Raw genomic sequence first — 16290 nt, 5'->3', positions numbered from 1 at the left:
AGCCCCGACACTCCGGTGGTCGTATCGATTCGACGACCAGGCGGACTAGCGTGGGAGCCATGTCGACGCCGACCGAATCCCGTCCCCTGAACATCGTCGTCTGGAACGAGAACGTGCACGAGAGCCGGGGTGACGAGACCGTCGTCGGGCACTACCCCGACGGCATGCACACCGTGATCGCCGCCGCGCTCCGCGAGCACCACCCCGACGCGACCGTGAGCACGGCCACCCTGCAGGAGCCCGACCACGGCATCACCGCCGAGCGCCTGGCCACCACCGACGTCCTGTTCTGGTGGGGCCACGCCGCCCACGACGAGGTCAGCGACGCCGTCGTCGACCTCGTGGTCGATGCCGTGCACGCGGGCATGGGCCTCGTGGTGCTGCACTCCGGGCACTACTCGAAGCCGTTCAAGCGCCTGATGGGCACGACCTGCTCCCTGAAGTGGCGGAACGACGGGGAGCGCGAGCTCGTCTGGACCGTGGCGCCCGAGCACCCGATCGCCGCGGGCGTCCCGCACCCGATCGTCATCGACCGCCAGGAGATGTACGGCGAGTACTTCGACATCCCGCGCCCCGACGAAGAGGTCTTCCTGTCGACGTTCGCCGGCGGTGAGGTCTTCCGCTCGGGCGTCGCGTACCGCCGGGGCCTCGGGAAGGTCTTCTACTTCTCCCCCGGTGACCAGGAGTACCCGGTGTACCACCACCCGGACATCCAGCGGGTGCTGTCGAACGCGGCCGCGTGGGCGGCGCCGGTGTCCGAGCGACGCGAACTGACCGCCGACCCCCACCCGCGGGACTGGTTCCTGGGCGAGGGTGCGGGTAGACAGGACGGGTGACCCACCTCGACGCCGCAGCGCACCGGTCGGCCGTGGTCGAGGCGCTCGGCGTCCTCGGCAGCGGCCCCGAGGAGCGCTTCGACCGCATCACCCGCATGACGCAGGAGGCCTTCGGGGTCCCGCTGTCCTTCCTCAACCTCGTGCACGACGGGCTCGTCACGGCGCAGTCCACGCAGGGCTGGCGTCAGGGCGGCAGCGCTCCGGCGGAGCAGGTGTTCTGCTCGACGACGGTCCTGACCGACGAGCCGATGGTGGTGCCGGACGCGACGCTCGACCCGCGGTTCGCCCACCTCGCCGCGGTCACCGAACAGGGCATCCGGTTCTACGCGGGCGCGCCGCTGTCGATGCTCGACGGCACGCGCGTCGGCACGCTCTGCATCATGGACGCGACGCCGCGCACGCTGACGGCCGAGGACATCGACCTGCTCCGCGACCTCGCGCGCTGGGCGGAGCGGGAGCTCGGGCACACGATCGAGCGCGACCGGGTCCGGCGGGTCGTGGAGGGCCTGGTCCCCGGACCCGTCGAAGTTCCGGGGTACTCGCTGGAGGTGCTGACGCTCCCCCGCGAGGACTCCGGTGACGTTGCGGACTGGCGGGTCGCCGCCGACGGCCGCCTGCACTGCACCGTCGGAGCCGTCCCGGCAGCCGGTCGCGCCTCGGCGCTCCTGGCAGCAGCGGTCCGGGCAGCCGTGATCGCGCGGACCGACGTCGACATGGAGACCGCGATCGTCGGCCTGGAGGCGCAGGTCGCCGCCGACCTGTCGGCTGCGGACGCCGTCGGGTCGCTCTTCCACCTGCGGCTCGACCCCGCGTCGGGTCACGTCGTGTACGGGGACGCCGGGCACGGCCTCGCGGCCGTCGTGCGCGCGGACGGCGGTGCCGCGGTGCTCCGGTCGCACGACCTGCCGATCGGCCTGCAACCGGACGGGACGCCGCGGACCCCCGGTGCGCTCGACCTCGTGTCGGGAGACCGTGTCGTGCTGTGCACCGACGGACTGCTGGCCGCGGTCGGGGACCTCGACACGCTGATCGGATGGGTGCGGGCCGCCGACGACACGGCGAGCCTGGTCGACCGGGTCCGGGGTGTCGCCACGGCCGGCACGCTCCTCGTCCTCACGCGCGACTGAGCGCGACGAGCCGCCCGCGCCCGCGACGGACCGCCAGCGCCCGCGGTCGTCAGCGCTGCGCGGGCTTCGCGGTCAGGGACACGACCAGCAGCGTCGCGAGCATCCCGAACCCGGCGAGCTCGATCCCGAGGCCGGCGAGCTGCCAGTAGGCGCTCCCCACGACCTGCGGCTGCGTGATCGACTCCGGCCACCACCCGTTGATGAACGGGATCGACGCCGGGAACGGATCGAGGCCGAACACGACGAGCCCGCCGAGCAGGAGCACCACCCCGAGTGCCGCCATCGCACCCCGCGACCCTCGGAGCATCCGGGCGACGAGCGCCGCGGCGATGCCGGCCAGCCCGACCACGGCGATCGCGAACGCCAGCACGACGACGGTCTGCGGCGCCAGCGCGACCCAGTCGAGCACGGCGATCGGCAGCAGCAGCCACCGACCCGTCCGTGCCCAGCGCACCGGGTTCCGCCATCCGTCCATGCCGGGAACCGTACGACAGTCGACCGGGGAGGTTCCCGGACGTCACCCGGACACCGCCTGGGACGGCCACATCGGTACGCTTGCAGGATCATGGCGCAGGACGGTGGCACGCGGCAGCAGCGGGCGGTCGCCACCCGTGCCGCGATCCTCGACGCGGCAGCGGGCGAGTTCGACGAGCGCGGGTACCTCGGCACCTCGATGGACGCCGTCGCCGAGCGGGCCGGCCTCACCAAGGGTGCGCTGTACTTCCACTTCACGTCGAAGGCCGACCTCGCCGGCGCGGTGATCGCCCGGCAGCACGAGGTCTCCCGGCGGTACGGCGAGGCGGCGGCCGCCCGCGGGACGACCCCGCTCGAGGTGCTCATGTGGATGTCCCAGGGCCTCGCGTCGCAGATGATCCACGAGACCGTCGTGAGCGCCGGCATCCGTCTGTCCACCGAGGCCGCGACGGCGGACGTGGCCCGGCAGGACCCCTACGCCGACTGGATCGCCGTGGTGACCGACCTCGTCCGACAGGGCATCGACGCCGGCGAGGTCGCCCCCGCGTGGGACCCGGAACTCGTCGGCCGCGTCGTGATCCCCGCGTACACGGGGGTGCAGACCGTGTCGGACGTCCTCGCCGACCGGGCGGACTTGTACGTCCGGCTCCGTGAGCTCTGGACGGTCCTGCTCGCGGCCATCGTCTCCGACCGGGTGCGCCCCGAGATCCCCCGGCTCGTCGCGCTGATCGCCCCGCTGCCCGACGATGCCTGACCCGACCGCCACGCGACGCGGGTCCCCCCATGGACACCCACGTCGCTGGTCCCTCGAGGCTACCGAGCGCCCGCCCCGCCCGGCTCTCCCCAGTTCACGGGTGTGCGCGCCCCCGGCTACCCTGACCCGATGGCCACCCCCGCCGCCGAGGTCGACGTCGACGTCCCGCTCGTCGCCGCCCTGCTCCGCGACCAGCACCCGGACCTCGCGGACCTCCCGCTCGCGATCGTGGCGAGCGGCTGGGACAACGTCGTGGTCCGGCTCGGCGAGCTGCTCGCCGTGCGGCTCCCCCGCCGGGCGGCCGCTGCGGCGCTCATCGAGCACGAGCAGCGGTGGTTGCCGGAGATCGCGCACCGGGTGGCAGCGATCGTGCCCGTCCCCGATCCCGTCCGCACCGGACGCCCGGCCCTCGGGTACCCGTGGTCGTGGAGCGTCGTCCGCTGGCTGCCCGGTACCCCGGCGGGCGAACGCGCCGGCGGCGTGCACGTGGCCGAGGCGCTCGCCGCGTTCGTCGAGCTGCTGCACGTCCCCGCGCCGCCGGACGCTCCCGTGAACCCCGTCCGCGCGGTGCCGCTCGCCACGCGCAGCGACAGCGTCCTGACGCGACTCGCGACGGCGGACGTGCCCCGGGCCCGTGAACTCGCGGCAGTCTGGCGGACCGCGGCGGCGCTGCCCGCGTACGCCGGGCCTCCCGTCTGGGTGCACGGCGACCTGCACCCCTTCAACGTGCTCTTCGAGACGGCACCGGACGGCGGGACCCGCCTGTCGGCGGTCGTCGACTTCGGCGACGTGACGGCGGGCGACCCGGCCGTCGACCTCGCCACCGCGTGGCTCACGCTCGACCGGGAGGCGCGGCGCACCTTCCGCACGCGCGTCGCGGCCGACGACGACACCTGGGAACGGGCGCGTGCCTGGGCCGTCTCGATCGGTTCGGCACTCCACCTGTCCGACGACCGCGCGTTCCGCGCCGTCGCACGCCGGGTGATCGGAGAAGTGCTGGACGACTGAGTCCGCGCGGGGCTATCGTGACCGCACCAATCCGTGCACGTGAAGATCGGAGGGGCCGTCATGACCCTCGAGTTCCGCGTCCAGCACGACGTCGCCACCGACGCCTCTCCCGTCCCGTCCACCCCGACCCGCACCGGCTTCCGCGGGCTCCTCGACCGGTTCTCCGCACGCCGTTCCGCTGCGCGCGACCGTCGCGTCGAGGCCCGGTTGCAGGAGCTGGACGACCTCGCCCGGCTGCTCTCCGGGGCGCGCGGCGTCATCGAACGGGGGTGGATCCAGCACGCGTGGTTCGCGTACGTCGACGAGCACGGTCGGATGCGGAAGGCCTCCAGCGCCGCGGCGATGGACGTGCAGGGCCGCCCCCTCGTCGCCGCGTGCCTGGTCGGGTCCGTGGTCTCCGCTGCCGGTGGCCCGCACGCCGTGCACTCGCAGCAGGTCCAGAGAGCCCTCGACCTGGTGTGGCACGCCCTCGCCGTCGACGAGGGACAGCCGGTCCTCTGGTGCCCGGCGCCGGACGTCCGGATGGGACGGGTCCGCGACCTGACCAGCTGGAACGACGCCCCGGCGCGGAACTCCGGCGAGGTCGCCGGGCTCCTGCTCACCGCCGAACGGGTCGCCGTGCAGGAGTCGGAGCGCGTGCGCGAGCGTTCGGTGGCACGATCGAGGGCATGACGAGCGCCGACCCGGTCCCCGAGGTCCACCCCGCACCGGCAGCACCGACCATCGCCTCGAGCGGCGGCTCGATGCTGTCGGACGAGGGGTCGACGACCGGCATCGACGCCGAGGTCCTCAAGCGGACGCTGCACCGGTACCTGCAGAAGCACCGCGCGGCAATGGTCGCGAAGCTCGACGGGCTCGCCGAACGGCAGGCACGATGGCCGGTCACGCCGACCGGGACGAACGTGATCGGTCTCGTGAAGCACGTCGCGGGCGTGCAGGCCATGTACTTCGGCGAGGTCTTCGGACGCCCGTTGCCGGACCCGCCCGCCTGGCTCGAGTCCGAGGACGGCGACGACATGTACGCCACGCTCGACGAGACCCTGGACGACGTCGTCGCGTTCCACCACCGCAGTGCCGCGCACGCCGACGCCACGATCGAGGCGCTCGACCTCGACGCCCTCGGGGTCGTTCCCTGGTGGCCGGAGGACCGCCGGCGGGTGAGCCTGCACCGGATCCTCGTGCACATGGGGTACGAGACGGCCCGGCACGCGGGGCACGCCGACATCGTGCGCGAGATGCTCGACGGGCTCGCGGGTGACGGGGACGGCAACCTCGCCGAGAAGAGCCCGGACGAGTGGGTCCTCTGGCGCGAGCACCTCGTCGACGTCGCCGAGCGGTCGGGACTCCGCGACCTCGGCGCATAGCCGACGACTGCTCGGGATCGTTACCGTTCTCCCAGGGTCGGGGCGCTGCACCGGTCCTGACCGGGTGTTTCCGGCTTCGCGGATCCGCAGGGAGTCGCTCCGGCGCCCGTCCCCGGTTGTGCGGTGACCCTGCCCCCTGCGTAGGTTCGAACCCACTTGTGCCCCGACCCGTGGGCAGTTCGGCCGACCGGAGGGGAGCGTTCTGCGCGTGTTCCAGTACATCGGGGAGCGGTGGGACCAGATCTGGTTCGCGTCGTGGCAGCACTTCTCACTGGTCGTCCAGTGCACGGTGCTCGCGACGCTCATCGCCGTGGTCCTCGCCACACTCGTCTACCGCAGCGAACGGCTCACCTCCGTCGCGAACGGGGTCTCGGCGATCGGGCTGACGCTCCCGTCCTTCGCGGTCATCGGCCTGCTCATCGTGCCGCTCGGCTTCGGCGTCGTGCCGTCCGTGGTGACGGTCGTCTTCTTCGCGACGCTGCCGATCCTGCGCAACGCCGTCGTCGGCCTCGCCGAGATCCCGCCGACGGTCGTCGAGTCGGCGCGGGGCATCGGCATGAGCCGGTTCCGCACCCTGCTCCAGGTCGAGCTGCCGATGGCGTGGCCGATCATCCTCAGCGGTGTGCGGGTGTCCGCGCAGATGGTGATGGGCATCGCCGCGATCGCCGCCTACGCGCTCGGCCCCGGGCTCGGCGGCTTCATCTTCTCCGGGCTGTCCCGCCTCGGCGGTGCGAACGCCCTCTTCTCCGTGACGGTCGGGGTGGTGGGGGTCGTCCTGCTCGCCCTCGTCCTCGACCTGCTCCTCCTCGGCCTCGGCCGTCTGACCATCTCGAGAGGTATCCGTGTCCAGCACTGACTCCGCCACCACCACCGCTCCCGCCGGCGACGTCACCGGCCGCCGCATCCTGCTCGACGAGGTCACGAAGCGGTACCCCGGTCAGACGAAGCCCGCGGTCGACGGCATCACGCTCGAGATCCCGGCCGGCAAGATCGTCATGCTCGTCGGCCCGTCCGGCTGCGGCAAGACGACCACGCTCAAGATGATCAACCGCCTGATCGAACCGACCGAGGGACGCATCGTCGTCGGCGAGGACGACGTCACGGGGATCGACGCGGACGAGCTCCGTCGCCGCATGGGCTACGTGATCCAGGCCGGCGGGCTCTTCCCGCACATGACCGTGGCGGCGAACATCGCGATCGTCCCGAAGATGCTCGGGTGGTCGAAGGAGAAGATCGCGGCCCGCGTCGACGAGCTCCTCGACCTCGTCTCGCTCGACCCCGACACCTACCGCGACCGGTTCCCCCGCGAGCTCTCCGGCGGCCAGCAGCAGCGCGTCGGCGTCGCCCGGGCGCTCGCCGCGGACCCGCCCGTCCTGCTCATGGACGAGCCGTTCGGCGCGGTCGACCCGATCACCCGCCAGCGCCTGCAGGACGAGCTCCTCCGCATCCAGGAGGAGCTGCACAAGACGATCGTCATCGTGAGCCACGACTTCGACGAGGCCGTGAAGCTCGGCGACTGGATCGTGATCTTCACCGAGGGTGCCCACATCGTGCAGTACGACACCCCGGAGCGGATCCTCGCGGAGCCGGCGAACGAGTTCGTCGAGAACTTCATCGGGTCCGGCGCCGGGCTCAAGCAGCTCACGCTGAACCGGGTCCGCGACGTCGAGCTCGCCCCCGCGGTGACCTGCTCGCCGGGCGAGGAGGCGAAGGCCGTGCTGCAGCGCATGCAGGAGGCCGGTGGCCACGGGCACGCCGTCGTCGTCGACCGCCGACAGCGTCCGATCGGGTGGCCGACGCGTCGTCAGCTCGAGCGGCTCGACCGGATCCCGGAGGGCATCGAGCCCGACCTGCCCGTCGTGGGCGGGGCCGCCACCCTGAACGACGCGCTCGACACCATGCTCGTGTCGAGCGCCGGCGCCGCACTCGTGACCGGCCGCGGCGAGGCGTTCCAGGGCGTCATCACCGTCGAGACGGTCATGGACGCGATCACCCGGTCGCGCGCCGCCGCCGCCCAGGAGCAGGCCTACACGCCGGTCGGGACGAACACGAACCCGATCGAGACCATGCCGTCGTCGCCCGTGGTGGCGACCAGCGGGGAGGACCTGTGAGCGCGGTCGCCGCCGAGGCGGGGACGGGCAGCCGCACCGGGTGGAAGGGGCTGCTCGTGCAGCCGATCGCCATCCTCGTGGTGCTCGCCGGGTTCGCGGTCTGGCTCGCCACGGCGGACCTCACGCCGACCGAGCGCACCACGCTCAACCCGGCGGACATCCTCGCGCTCACCGGGCAGCACCTCGTGCTGACCCTCGAGTCGACCGTGCTCGTGCTCGTGATCGGCATCCCGCTCGGCGTCCTGCTCACCCGCGGGCCGCTCCGCCGGGCGAGCGTGTACGTGCTCGCCGTCGCCAACTTCGGGCAGGCGGCACCGGCCGTCGGGCTCATCGTGCTGCTCGCCGCGTGGCTCGGCCTGAACTCGTGGTCGGCCGTCGTCGCCCTCGTGCTCTACGCGATCCTGCCGGTGCTCCGGAACACCATGATCGGCATCCAGAGCGTCGACTCGCGGTTGGTCGAGGCCGGGCGGGGCATGGGCATGAGCGCGTTCAGCGTGCTCATGAAGGTCGAGCTGCCGCTGGCCGTGCCGGTCATGCTCTCCGGCATCCGCACCGCGCTGGTGCTGCTCGTCGGCACCGCGAGCCTGGCGACGTTCGTCGGCGCCGGTGGCCTCGGACTGCTCATCACCACGGGCGTGAACCTGTTCCTGCCGAAGGTCCTCGTCTCCGGGGCGCTCCTGGTGGCGCTCCTCGCCCTGTCCATCGACTGGATCGGCCGCGTGGTCGAGACGGTCGCACGACCGAAGGGACTCCGATGACCCACGACGCCCCGAACGCGACCCACGACGCCCCGCGCGCCGATCTGCGGGGCGCACGCCGCGCCTCCCGTCCGACCGTCCGTCGCCGGATCGCGACCGCCACCGCCGTGGCGGGCGCGGCCGCCCTCGTGCTCACCGGCTGCGGCCTGCAGCCGGCGACGTCCTTCGTCCCCGCCGCGGACCCCGGTTCGATCCAGCGCATCGACGACCTGCCGGACGGCGCGCACATCACCGTGACCTCGAAGAACTTCACCGAGCAGCTGGTGCTCGGCAAGATCGCCGTGCTCGCCGCGAAGGCCGCCGGGTTCGACGTCACCGACGAGACGAACGTGCCGGGCAGCGTCGCCGTCCGCGAGCTGATGACCTCGCACGGCGCCGACTTCACGTACGAGTACACGGGCACGGCCTGGCTGACCTTCATGGGCCACAGCGAGGGCATCCCGGACAAGACCGAGCAGTGGGAAGCGGTGAAGAAGGAGGACGCCGGCAACGGCCTCACCTGGCTCGAGCCGGCGCCGATGAACAACACGTACGCCTTCGCCGTCCGCGACGAGGCCGTGTCGGAGCTCGGCGACATCAAGACCCTCTCCGACATCACGAAGCTCCCCGTCAGCGATCGCACGTTCTGCGTCGAGTCCGAGTTCAACTCCCGTGCCGACGGCTTCAAGCCGATGCTGAAGAAGTACGGGCTCGAGCTCGGCGGCTCGGGCGACAACGGCATCCCGACGAAGAACGTCAGCATCCTCGACACCGGCACGGTCTACACCGCGACCGATCGTGGCAAGTGCAACTTCGGCGAGGTCTTCACCACCGACGGCCGCATCAAGTCGCTCGGGCTCACCGTGCTCGAGGACGACAAGGGCTTCTTCCCGGCGTACAACGTCGCGCCCGTGCTCGACTCGGCGACGCTGAAGGAGTACCCGCAGCTCGAGGACGTCTACGACCAGATCTCGCCGAAGCTCACGGACGCCGTGCTGCAGGAGCTGAACCGGCAGGTCGACGTCGAGGGTCGGGAGCCCGCCGACGTCGCCTTCGACTGGATGGTCAAGGAGGGCTTCATCACGAAGCCGTGATGCGGGCGAGGCGCGCCGCGCTCGCATCGTGAGCAGAAATGGTCGGGTCCCCGAGCGGCACCCGACCATTTCTGCTCACCATGCGACGGACGGGAGGCGCGTGATGCGACGGACGGGAGGCGCGTGGCGGCCCCGCCCCGCGCCTCCCGTCCGCTACTGGCCCGTGATGCGGGCCGCGGTGTCGCGGATCGTGGCGACCACCCGCGCGCGGACCTCCTCCGGGTCCGACCCCTCGTGGCGCGCCGAGCTCCGCAGCCCGGTCATGCACATGCCGAGCAGCATCTCGGCCGCCTGGGGCGTGGCCGCGTCCGGACCCCAGGCCGGGTCCCGCTCGAGGATCGTCCGGACCGCGCCCGTCATCGCCTCGGCGACCGTGGTCATCCGGGAGACCTGGCGGCGCATGAGCTGCGGGAAGCGCACGATCACCTCCTTCCGGGCGAGCCGCTCGTGCTCGTCACCGAAGGACTCCCCGAACACCAGGAACGCCAGGTCCACCACGGCCTGTGCCGCGGGCTCCCCCGCGACGGCGGCCAGGTGGGCGTCGAGCGTCTCGGGCGCGAGGTCGAGCTCGGTGTGCCCGAGGACCGCGTCCTCCTTGCTCTCGAAGTAGTTGAAGAACGTGCGCGGGGAGACCTCGGCGCGCGCGGCGATCTGCTCGATCGTGGTGCGGTCGATGTCCTGTTCGAGTGCGAGGGAGCGTGCCGCCTCGGCGATGCGGTGCCGGGTTTCGAGGCGTTTGCGGTCGCGGAGGCCCATCTCGGAGGCGGGCGCGGTGTCGGGCATGGCCCGACTGTAACCGGAACGTCACATCGTTTACAGCAAACGCAAACTTGCAGTCGTGCAGCGGACAGTACGGTGGGCGCATGACCACTCCCGTGCTCGAGGCCCGTGGCCTCGCCAGGACCTACGGCCGCGGCGCGACGCGGTTCGACGCGCTCAAGGGGGTGTCGCTGCAGGTGAACCAGGGCGAGAGCCTCGCGATCGTCGGCAAGTCCGGCTCCGGGAAGTCCACGCTCATGCACCTCCTCGCGCTGCTCGACAAGCCGTCGGCGGGTCAGGTGCTCCTCGACGGCACCGACGCCGCGACGCTCAGCGCCCGGCAGGTGAACCGCACGCGGAACAGCACCTTCGGGTTCGTCTTCCAGCAGTTCTTCCTCACGCCGAAGACCTCGGTGCTCGAGAACGTCGTGCTCCCGTTGAAGATCGCCGGCGTCTCCGGTGCCGAGCGGAAGCGCCGGGGCATGGCCGCACTCGACGCCCTCGGCCTGGCCGACAAGGCGAAGAACGACGCCAACGACCTGTCCGGCGGGCAGAAGCAGCGCGTGGTCATCGCGCGTGCACTGGTCGGGGAGCCGAGCGTCATCTTCGCGGACGAGCCGACCGGCAACCTCGACACGAACACGGGGCAGGTGGTCGAGGACATGCTCTTCGGGCTGCAGCGCGACCGGGGCATCACCCTCGTGGTCGTCACCCACGACGAGGAACTCGCCGAACGCTGCGACCGGCGCGTCAACGTGCGCGACGGACTCATCGTGGGCGGGAGCGACGACGCCGTCGACGCGCCGGCCACCCACGGAAGGCACTCCGCATGAACGTCCTCGACCTCTTCCGCACCGCGGTCGCGAACACCTTCCGGTCGAAGCTGCGCACGACGCTGACGGTCATCGCGATCTTCATCGGCGCGTTCACGATCACCCTGACCTCGGCCATCGGCACGGGCGTCAGCAACTACATCGACACCCAGGTGGCCTCCATCGGCGACACCGGGTCGCTGACGATCACCAAGGCCGTCGAGTCGTCGACCGACTCCGGGCCGGCGAAGTACGACCCCGACGAGTCGAGCCAGAGCGTGGACCGCGGGCCGGCCTCGTTCGCGTACCTGTCCCAGTCGGACGTCGACAAGATCACGGACGTCTCGGGGGTGAAGAGCGTCCGCCCCGCCGTCGCCCTGAGCACGAAGTGGGTCGAGTACGACGGGAAGGGCAAGTACGTCGTCGACATCGCCGCCAACGCCGGGGAGCTCGACGCCGACCTCGCCGCCGGGAAGCAGCTCGACGACGCGTCCTCCGCCGGCAACCAGGTGCTCCTGCCCACGAACTACCTGGAGAACCTCGGGCTCGGCAGCGCGAAGGCCGCCGTGGGCAAGGAGCTGACCGTCGCGGTCGACGACTACCAGGGCAAGGAGCACACCCTGACCGCCACGATCGCGGGGGTGCAGAACGAGTCGCTGTTCGGCGGCGGTGCCGGTGCGAACGCCGCGCTCACCGACGCGATGCAGGCCGCGCAGGAGACCGGCAAGCCCTCGTCGATCGCCACCTCGTACGCCAGCGCCACCGCCACGCTCGACAGCGGTGCGTCGGCCAGCAGCGTGAAGAGCGCCCTGTCGAAGGACGGCTACACCGGGCAGACCATCCAGGACCAGCTCGGCCAGTTCCAGACGGTCATCAACGGCATCGTCGGCGTGCTCAACGCCTTCGCCGTGATCGCGCTCGTCGCGGCCGGGTTCGGCATCATCAACACGCTGCTCATGAGCGTGCAGGAGCGCACGCGTGAGATCGGCCTGATGAAGGCGATGGGCATGGGCGGCGGGAAGGTCTACACGCTGTTCTCGCTCGAGGCCGTGTTCATCGGGTTCCTCGGCAGCGCGATCGGTGCGGGCGTGGCGATCCTGCTCGGGACGGGGATCTCGAACGTCCTCGCCGGGACCGTCCTCAAGGACCTGCCGGGGCTGCAGATCATGCAGTTCGCGCCGTCCTCGGTGATCACGATCATCCTCGTGGTGATGTTCATCGCCTTCCTCGCGGGCACGCTGCCGGCGCGTCGGGCGGCCCGGCAGAACCCGATCGAGGCGCTCCGGTACGAGTAGGCGCACGCGTGCCTAGTCTCTGAGGGGTGGCGGCGTTCGGACGGGACCTCGGGGACGGGTACACGCTGACGCTGCGCGACCTCACCACCGTCCGGCCGCTGCACGAGCTCGTCGTCGCGAACGCCGACCGGCTCCGTGCCGCGGAGCCGTGGGCGTGGCAGGAGCAGACCGTCGAGACGATCGGCCTGCACACCGAACACCTGCTCGGCCAGTACGCCATGGACCGCGCGCTGCCCTGCGTCATCCGGCAGGACGACCGGGTCGTGGGTGCCGCCTCGCTCGCCTTCGACCCGTACCTGGGGCAGGCATCGCTCGGCTACTGGGTGGACGCGGGCCAGGAGGGACGGGGTGTCGCCCGGCGCGCCGCCACCGTCCTCGTCGGGGTGGCCCGGGCGCGGGGCGCCGCGCGTGCCGAGATCCGGACGGCGGTCGACAACGTGCGCAGCCGGGGCCTCGCCGAGCGGCTCGGCTTCACGCACGAGGGCACCCTGCGGAGCGCGATGCCCCTGGGGCCGGTGCGGGTGGACGTCGCCGTGTACGGCCTCGTGTTCTGAGCGGGCAGCCCCGGGGCCCAGGGCCGACCGGGTCAGCGGCCCGGCGTCGCCCCCGACCACACGGCGAACGCGCCGCCCACCACGAGCAGCACGAGCAGCAGGATCCACACCGCCAGTGCGACGAGGTTCAGGAAGATCCCCCACCCGGCACGCCCGCGGGCGAACGGTTCGCGGCTCCGCGAGGCGATGCCGAGGCACAGCCCGACGATCGGCGCGACGAACGTCCAGCCGGCGAGCAACGAGCAGACGCCGAGGACGAGACTCGCCGTGCCGAGCCCGGTGCGGGGGGATTCCGAGTACGTGACCATGCACCAGACGCTACGGGTCCGTGGGAGGCGGGTCGTCCCTCCAGGGCCTGATCCGGGTCCACCTGCGGACGGATGGTCACCGGACGCCGGTATCGTCGACTGCATGGCCTTGTTCGGACGACGCAGCAAGCACGACGTGCGCGACCGACCCGTCAGTCAGGTCGAACTGAAGCGCGCCGTCGACGAGGGCTTCCTCATCGCGAAGGCCGCGGTCACCATCGCCGTGGGCAACCGGATCATCACGAACGCCCTCCGCGACGAGGGGTACTTCGACCACGCCGTCATCGCCGACGCCGCGCGCGAGGAACTCCACCGCATGGCCGAGGAACAGCGCGGCGACGCTGCCCGGATGCGCGAGATCCGCTCGAGGTCGAGCAAGCAGAAGGGCCGTTCGCGGCACCAGCACGACTACCGCCGCGGTGACGACCTCAAGCTCCGCACGCGTGAGGCGACGTACGAGCAGCTCGCGACGATGCTCGACAAGCGCCGCGACGACCAGGGCTTCGTCGACGGCATCGTCCTCGCCGCCCGTGCCCGCGCCTGGGACGACATCGGCACGACCGTCGTCGGGCGGCTGGGGTGGGCGCAGCGTCCGGCGGACGACTACGAGGTCGGGCGGGACGACCGGCTGCAGCAGATGCTCGACGAGGACTTCGCGGCGCTGCTGGCGGAGCACCCGGTGGGGTCGACCCCGGTGGACGCCGACGAGCCCGACGCAGCGGACGCGGGCGACGACGGGTCGGACCCGGCGGACCCGGACGCGGCGCGCGTCTGACCGGGACCGGCCGTCGGAGCGCAGCGATCTCGACGGCGTTGCGGCCCGTCGCCGGCAACCGGCCCGCGCCTGATGCCCGGCACCTCGGTCCACGCGCTGCGGCTCGGAGCGGATCTGCTGAAGTCGTCCGCGCCGTGACCGTTCCGGTTCGCGGATCACGGGGTTCGCGAACCGGAACGGTCATCTGCAGAACCGCGAACGGCCCTGGAACGGACGCGATGACGGGCTGCACGCGGGGGGCATGGCAGACCCGCGCCTCCAGGGCGCCGAACGGTGCGGAGCGCGCCTCGATCACCGCTCGCCGTGAGGGGGATGCGGGTGCGCTGCCCGAGACGGCGCGCAGCAGCGGTCCCTAGGCTCGGGGGCATGGTGGATGCGGTGGTCGTCGGAGCCGGACCGAACGGACTCGCGGCGGCGGTGACGCTCGCGCGTGCCGGGCTGTCGGTCGAGGTCGTCGAACGCGCCGACACGATCGGCGGTGGTGCGCGGACCGCCGAACTCACGCTGCCCGGGTTCCTGCACGACGTGTGCTCCGCCGTGCACCCGATGGCGCTGCAGTCCGAGTTCTTCCGGCGCTTCCGCCTCGAGGACCGCATCGAACTCCGCCTGCCCGAGGTCCAGTACGGGCACCCGCTCGACGGCGGCCGTGCCGGGATCGCGTACCAGGACCTCGCGCGCACCGCCGAGTCGCTCGGCATCGACGGCCCGGCGTTCCGGCAGCTCATGGCCCCCCTGTCCGGCAACGCCGACCAGGTCGCCGACTTCGCCACCGGCGCCCTGCTGCACGTCCCGCGGCACCCGCTGAGCGTCCTCCGGTTCGGGTTGCGGGCGCTCGAGCAGGGCACGAGTGCGTGGAACCTCCGCTTCCGCGACGAGGTCGCCCCCGCCATGGTCTCCGGCGTCGCGGCCCACTCGATCCAGCACATGCCGTCCCTCGCCACGGCCGCCGCCGCGCTGTCCCTCGGCGCCTACGCGCACGCCCGGGGCTGGCCCGTCCCGATCGGCGGCAGCCAGGCGATCGTCGACGCGCTCGCCGCCGACCTCGTCGCGCACGGCGGCCGGATCGAGACCGGGCGCGAGGTCCGCTCGCTCGCCGACCTCACCCCGGCCAAGGCGGTGCTGTTCGACACGAGCGTCCCCGGGATGCTGCGGATCGCCGGGAAGCAGATCCCCACGCCGCGACGGGGCGCCCTCCGGCGCTTCCGGTTCGGCAACGCCGCCGCGAAGGTCGACTTCGCGCTCTCCGACCCGGTCCCGTGGACGAACGAGGCGCTCCGCCGCGCCGGCACGGTGCACATCGGCGGGACCCGCGCCGAGATCGCGGCCGCCGAGGGTGCGGTCGCACGCGGCCAGCACGCCGAGCGACCGTACGTGCTCGGCTCGGAGCCCACCGTGGTCGACCCGAGCCGCGCGCCCGCGGGCAAGCACGTCTTCTGGGCGTACGCGCACGTCCCCGCCGGGTCGGACGTCGACCAGACCGAGGCGATCACGCGGCAGATCGAGCGGTTCGCGCCCGGCTTCCGCGACACCGTCCTGCAGTCGAGCAGCCGCACCGCGGTCGAGATGGGCGCGTACAACCCGAACTACGTCGGCGGTGACATCGCCGCGGGTGCCGCGAGCTTCTGGCAGCTGGTCAAGCGCCCGGTGCTGTCGTCCGACCCGTGGCGCATGGGCGGCGGCATGTACCTCTGCTCCGAGGCGTCCGCCCCCGGCCCCGGTGTGCACGGCATGGCCGGCTGGCACGCGGCCCGGAGCGCCCTGCGACACACGTTCGGGCTGCCCGAGCACGTCGATCTCACACCGGAGGACTGACCATGGCGAAGAACGTCCGCATCCTGCACTGCCGCCCGGAGGACGTCTTCGACGTGCTCGCGGACGGCTGGCTCTTCACGACGTGGGTCGTCGGCGCCTCGCGGATGCGCGGGCAGGACCCGGGCTGGCCAGCGGTCGGCACCCGCCTGCACCACTCGTTCGGCGTCTGGCCGCTCGTGATCGACGACGTGACGACGGTCCTCGAGTGGGACGCCCCGCACCGCATGGTCATCCAGCCGAAGGGGTGGCCCCTCGGCGAGGCCCGGGTCGAGCTCGTCGTCGAGGAGCACCGCCGCGGCTGCAAGGTCACCATCGTGGAGAACGCCGTGGCGGGGCCGGGCGCCTGGGTGCCGGACCTCCTGATGCAGCCGATGATCTGGATCCGCAACCGCGAGACGCTGCGGCGGCTCGGCTGGGTGGCCGCGGGTCGCATCGCGACGTCCTGAGGGCCGGGAGGCGCGGTGCGGGCC

General features: G+C 72.3%; 19 protein-coding genes. 16 read left to right on the top strand and 3 right to left on the bottom strand.

Annotation, left to right across the window (positions count from 1 at the left end; translation table 11 throughout):
* Positions 1–59: 59 nt before the first annotated feature.
* Both BIV03_RS00095 and BIV03_RS00090 read left to right on the top strand, forming a co-directional pair.
* On the top strand, positions 60–836 hold the full coding sequence (locus tag BIV03_RS00095; RefSeq protein WP_229084831.1) for a ThuA domain-containing protein: 777 nt from the start codon (positions 60–62) through the stop codon (positions 834–836).
* The gene (locus tag BIV03_RS00090) at positions 833–1963 is read left to right on the top strand and encodes a GAF domain-containing protein (protein WP_071294171.1); all 1131 of its coding nucleotides are present in this window, start codon (positions 833–835) and stop codon (positions 1961–1963) included. Before BIV03_RS00095 ends, BIV03_RS00090 begins: the two co-directional genes overlap by 4 nt.
* Positions 1964–2012: 49 nt before the next feature.
* Here BIV03_RS00090 and BIV03_RS00085 read toward each other — a convergent pair whose 3' ends face one another.
* Complete coding sequence (locus BIV03_RS00085; protein WP_071294170.1) at positions 2013–2438, bottom strand: hypothetical protein; 426 nt, start codon at positions 2436–2438, stop codon at positions 2013–2015.
* A gap of 90 nt (positions 2439–2528) precedes the next feature.
* On the opposite strand from BIV03_RS00085, the gene BIV03_RS00080 reads away from it, so the two are divergent.
* From BIV03_RS00080 to BIV03_RS00045, 8 genes are all read left to right on the top strand, one after another.
* On the top strand, positions 2529–3191 hold the full coding sequence (locus tag BIV03_RS00080) for a ScbR family autoregulator-binding transcription factor (protein WP_071294169.1): 663 nt from the start codon (positions 2529–2531) through the stop codon (positions 3189–3191).
* A 129-nt stretch (positions 3192–3320) separates the two neighbouring features.
* The gene (locus BIV03_RS00075) at positions 3321–4199 is read left to right on the top strand and encodes an aminoglycoside phosphotransferase family protein (protein ID WP_071294168.1); all 879 of its coding nucleotides are present in this window, start codon (positions 3321–3323) and stop codon (positions 4197–4199) included.
* 60 nt (positions 4200–4259) lie between these two features.
* Positions 4260–4871: a hypothetical protein gene (locus tag BIV03_RS00070; RefSeq protein ID WP_139199256.1), complete on the top strand. Its 612-nt coding sequence runs from the start codon at positions 4260–4262 to the stop codon at positions 4869–4871.
* Positions 4868–5563, top strand: coding sequence for a DinB family protein (locus tag BIV03_RS00065; protein ID WP_071294167.1), 696 nt, complete (start codon positions 4868–4870; stop codon positions 5561–5563). The genes BIV03_RS00070 and BIV03_RS00065 overlap by 4 nt, the downstream gene beginning before the upstream one ends.
* A gap of 208 nt (positions 5564–5771) precedes the next feature.
* Complete coding sequence (locus BIV03_RS00060; protein ID WP_070417568.1) at positions 5772–6419, top strand: ABC transporter permease; 648 nt, start codon at positions 5772–5774, stop codon at positions 6417–6419.
* A complete protein-coding gene (locus BIV03_RS00055) occupies positions 6406–7674 on the top strand; it encodes an ABC transporter ATP-binding protein (protein WP_070417569.1) in 1269 nt (422 codons plus the stop codon). Before BIV03_RS00060 ends, BIV03_RS00055 begins: the two co-directional genes overlap by 14 nt.
* Positions 7671–8432 (top strand): ABC transporter permease, encoded by a 762-nt coding sequence (locus tag BIV03_RS00050; RefSeq protein ID WP_071294166.1) that lies wholly within the window; start codon positions 7671–7673, stop codon positions 8430–8432. Before BIV03_RS00055 ends, BIV03_RS00050 begins: the two co-directional genes overlap by 4 nt.
* Positions 8429–9505, top strand: coding sequence for a glycine betaine ABC transporter substrate-binding protein (locus tag BIV03_RS00045; RefSeq protein WP_083403092.1), 1077 nt, complete (start codon positions 8429–8431; stop codon positions 9503–9505). Before BIV03_RS00050 ends, BIV03_RS00045 begins: the two co-directional genes overlap by 4 nt.
* Positions 9506–9658: 153 nt before the next feature.
* On the opposite strand, the gene BIV03_RS00040 is transcribed toward BIV03_RS00045, so the two are convergent.
* Positions 9659–10288 carry a TetR/AcrR family transcriptional regulator gene (locus BIV03_RS00040; protein WP_071294165.1) on the bottom strand — a complete coding sequence of 210 codons (630 nt, stop codon included), beginning with the start codon at positions 10286–10288 and terminating at the stop codon, positions 9659–9661.
* 80 nt (positions 10289–10368) lie between these two features.
* Here BIV03_RS00040 and BIV03_RS00035 point away from each other — a divergent pair, with 80 nt between their 5' ends.
* Genes BIV03_RS00035 through BIV03_RS00025 form a run of 3 tightly spaced genes read left to right on the top strand, consistent with a single transcriptional unit; the run spans position 10369 to position 12925 of the window.
* Positions 10369–11097: an ABC transporter ATP-binding protein gene (locus BIV03_RS00035; protein WP_070417572.1), complete on the top strand. Its 729-nt coding sequence runs from the start codon at positions 10369–10371 to the stop codon at positions 11095–11097.
* Positions 11094–12371, top strand: a complete 1278-nt coding sequence (locus BIV03_RS00030) for an ABC transporter permease (protein ID WP_071294164.1) — start codon at positions 11094–11096, stop codon at positions 12369–12371. The genes BIV03_RS00035 and BIV03_RS00030 overlap by 4 nt, the downstream gene beginning before the upstream one ends.
* 26 nt (positions 12372–12397) lie before the next feature.
* The gene (locus BIV03_RS00025; RefSeq protein WP_070417574.1) at positions 12398–12925 is read left to right on the top strand and encodes a GNAT family N-acetyltransferase; all 528 of its coding nucleotides are present in this window, start codon (positions 12398–12400) and stop codon (positions 12923–12925) included.
* A gap of 32 nt (positions 12926–12957) precedes the next feature.
* On the opposite strand, the gene BIV03_RS00020 is transcribed toward BIV03_RS00025, so the two are convergent.
* Positions 12958–13233 (bottom strand): hypothetical protein, encoded by a 276-nt coding sequence (locus BIV03_RS00020; protein ID WP_071294163.1) that lies wholly within the window; start codon positions 13231–13233, stop codon positions 12958–12960.
* Positions 13234–13336: 103 nt separating this feature from the next.
* On the opposite strand from BIV03_RS00020, the gene BIV03_RS00015 reads away from it, so the two are divergent.
* From BIV03_RS00015 to BIV03_RS00005, 3 genes are all read left to right on the top strand, one after another.
* On the top strand, positions 13337–14008 hold the full coding sequence (locus BIV03_RS00015) for a hypothetical protein (protein WP_071294162.1): 672 nt from the start codon (positions 13337–13339) through the stop codon (positions 14006–14008).
* Positions 14009–14374: 366 nt separating this feature from the next.
* Positions 14375–15820: an NAD(P)/FAD-dependent oxidoreductase gene (locus BIV03_RS00010; RefSeq protein ID WP_071294161.1), complete on the top strand. Its 1446-nt coding sequence runs from the start codon at positions 14375–14377 to the stop codon at positions 15818–15820.
* A gap of 2 nt (positions 15821–15822) precedes the next feature.
* A complete protein-coding gene (locus tag BIV03_RS00005; protein ID WP_071294160.1) occupies positions 15823–16266 on the top strand; it encodes an SRPBCC family protein in 444 nt (147 codons plus the stop codon).
* The last annotated feature ends 24 nt before the right edge of the window (positions 16267–16290 follow it).

The organism is Curtobacterium sp. MCBA15_016 (genome assembly GCF_001865105.1).
Lineage (GTDB): Bacteria > Actinomycetota > Actinomycetes > Actinomycetales > Microbacteriaceae > Curtobacterium.
Note: the sequence above shows the minus strand (reverse complement) of the source record. Positions and strands in the feature narration are given on the sequence as shown.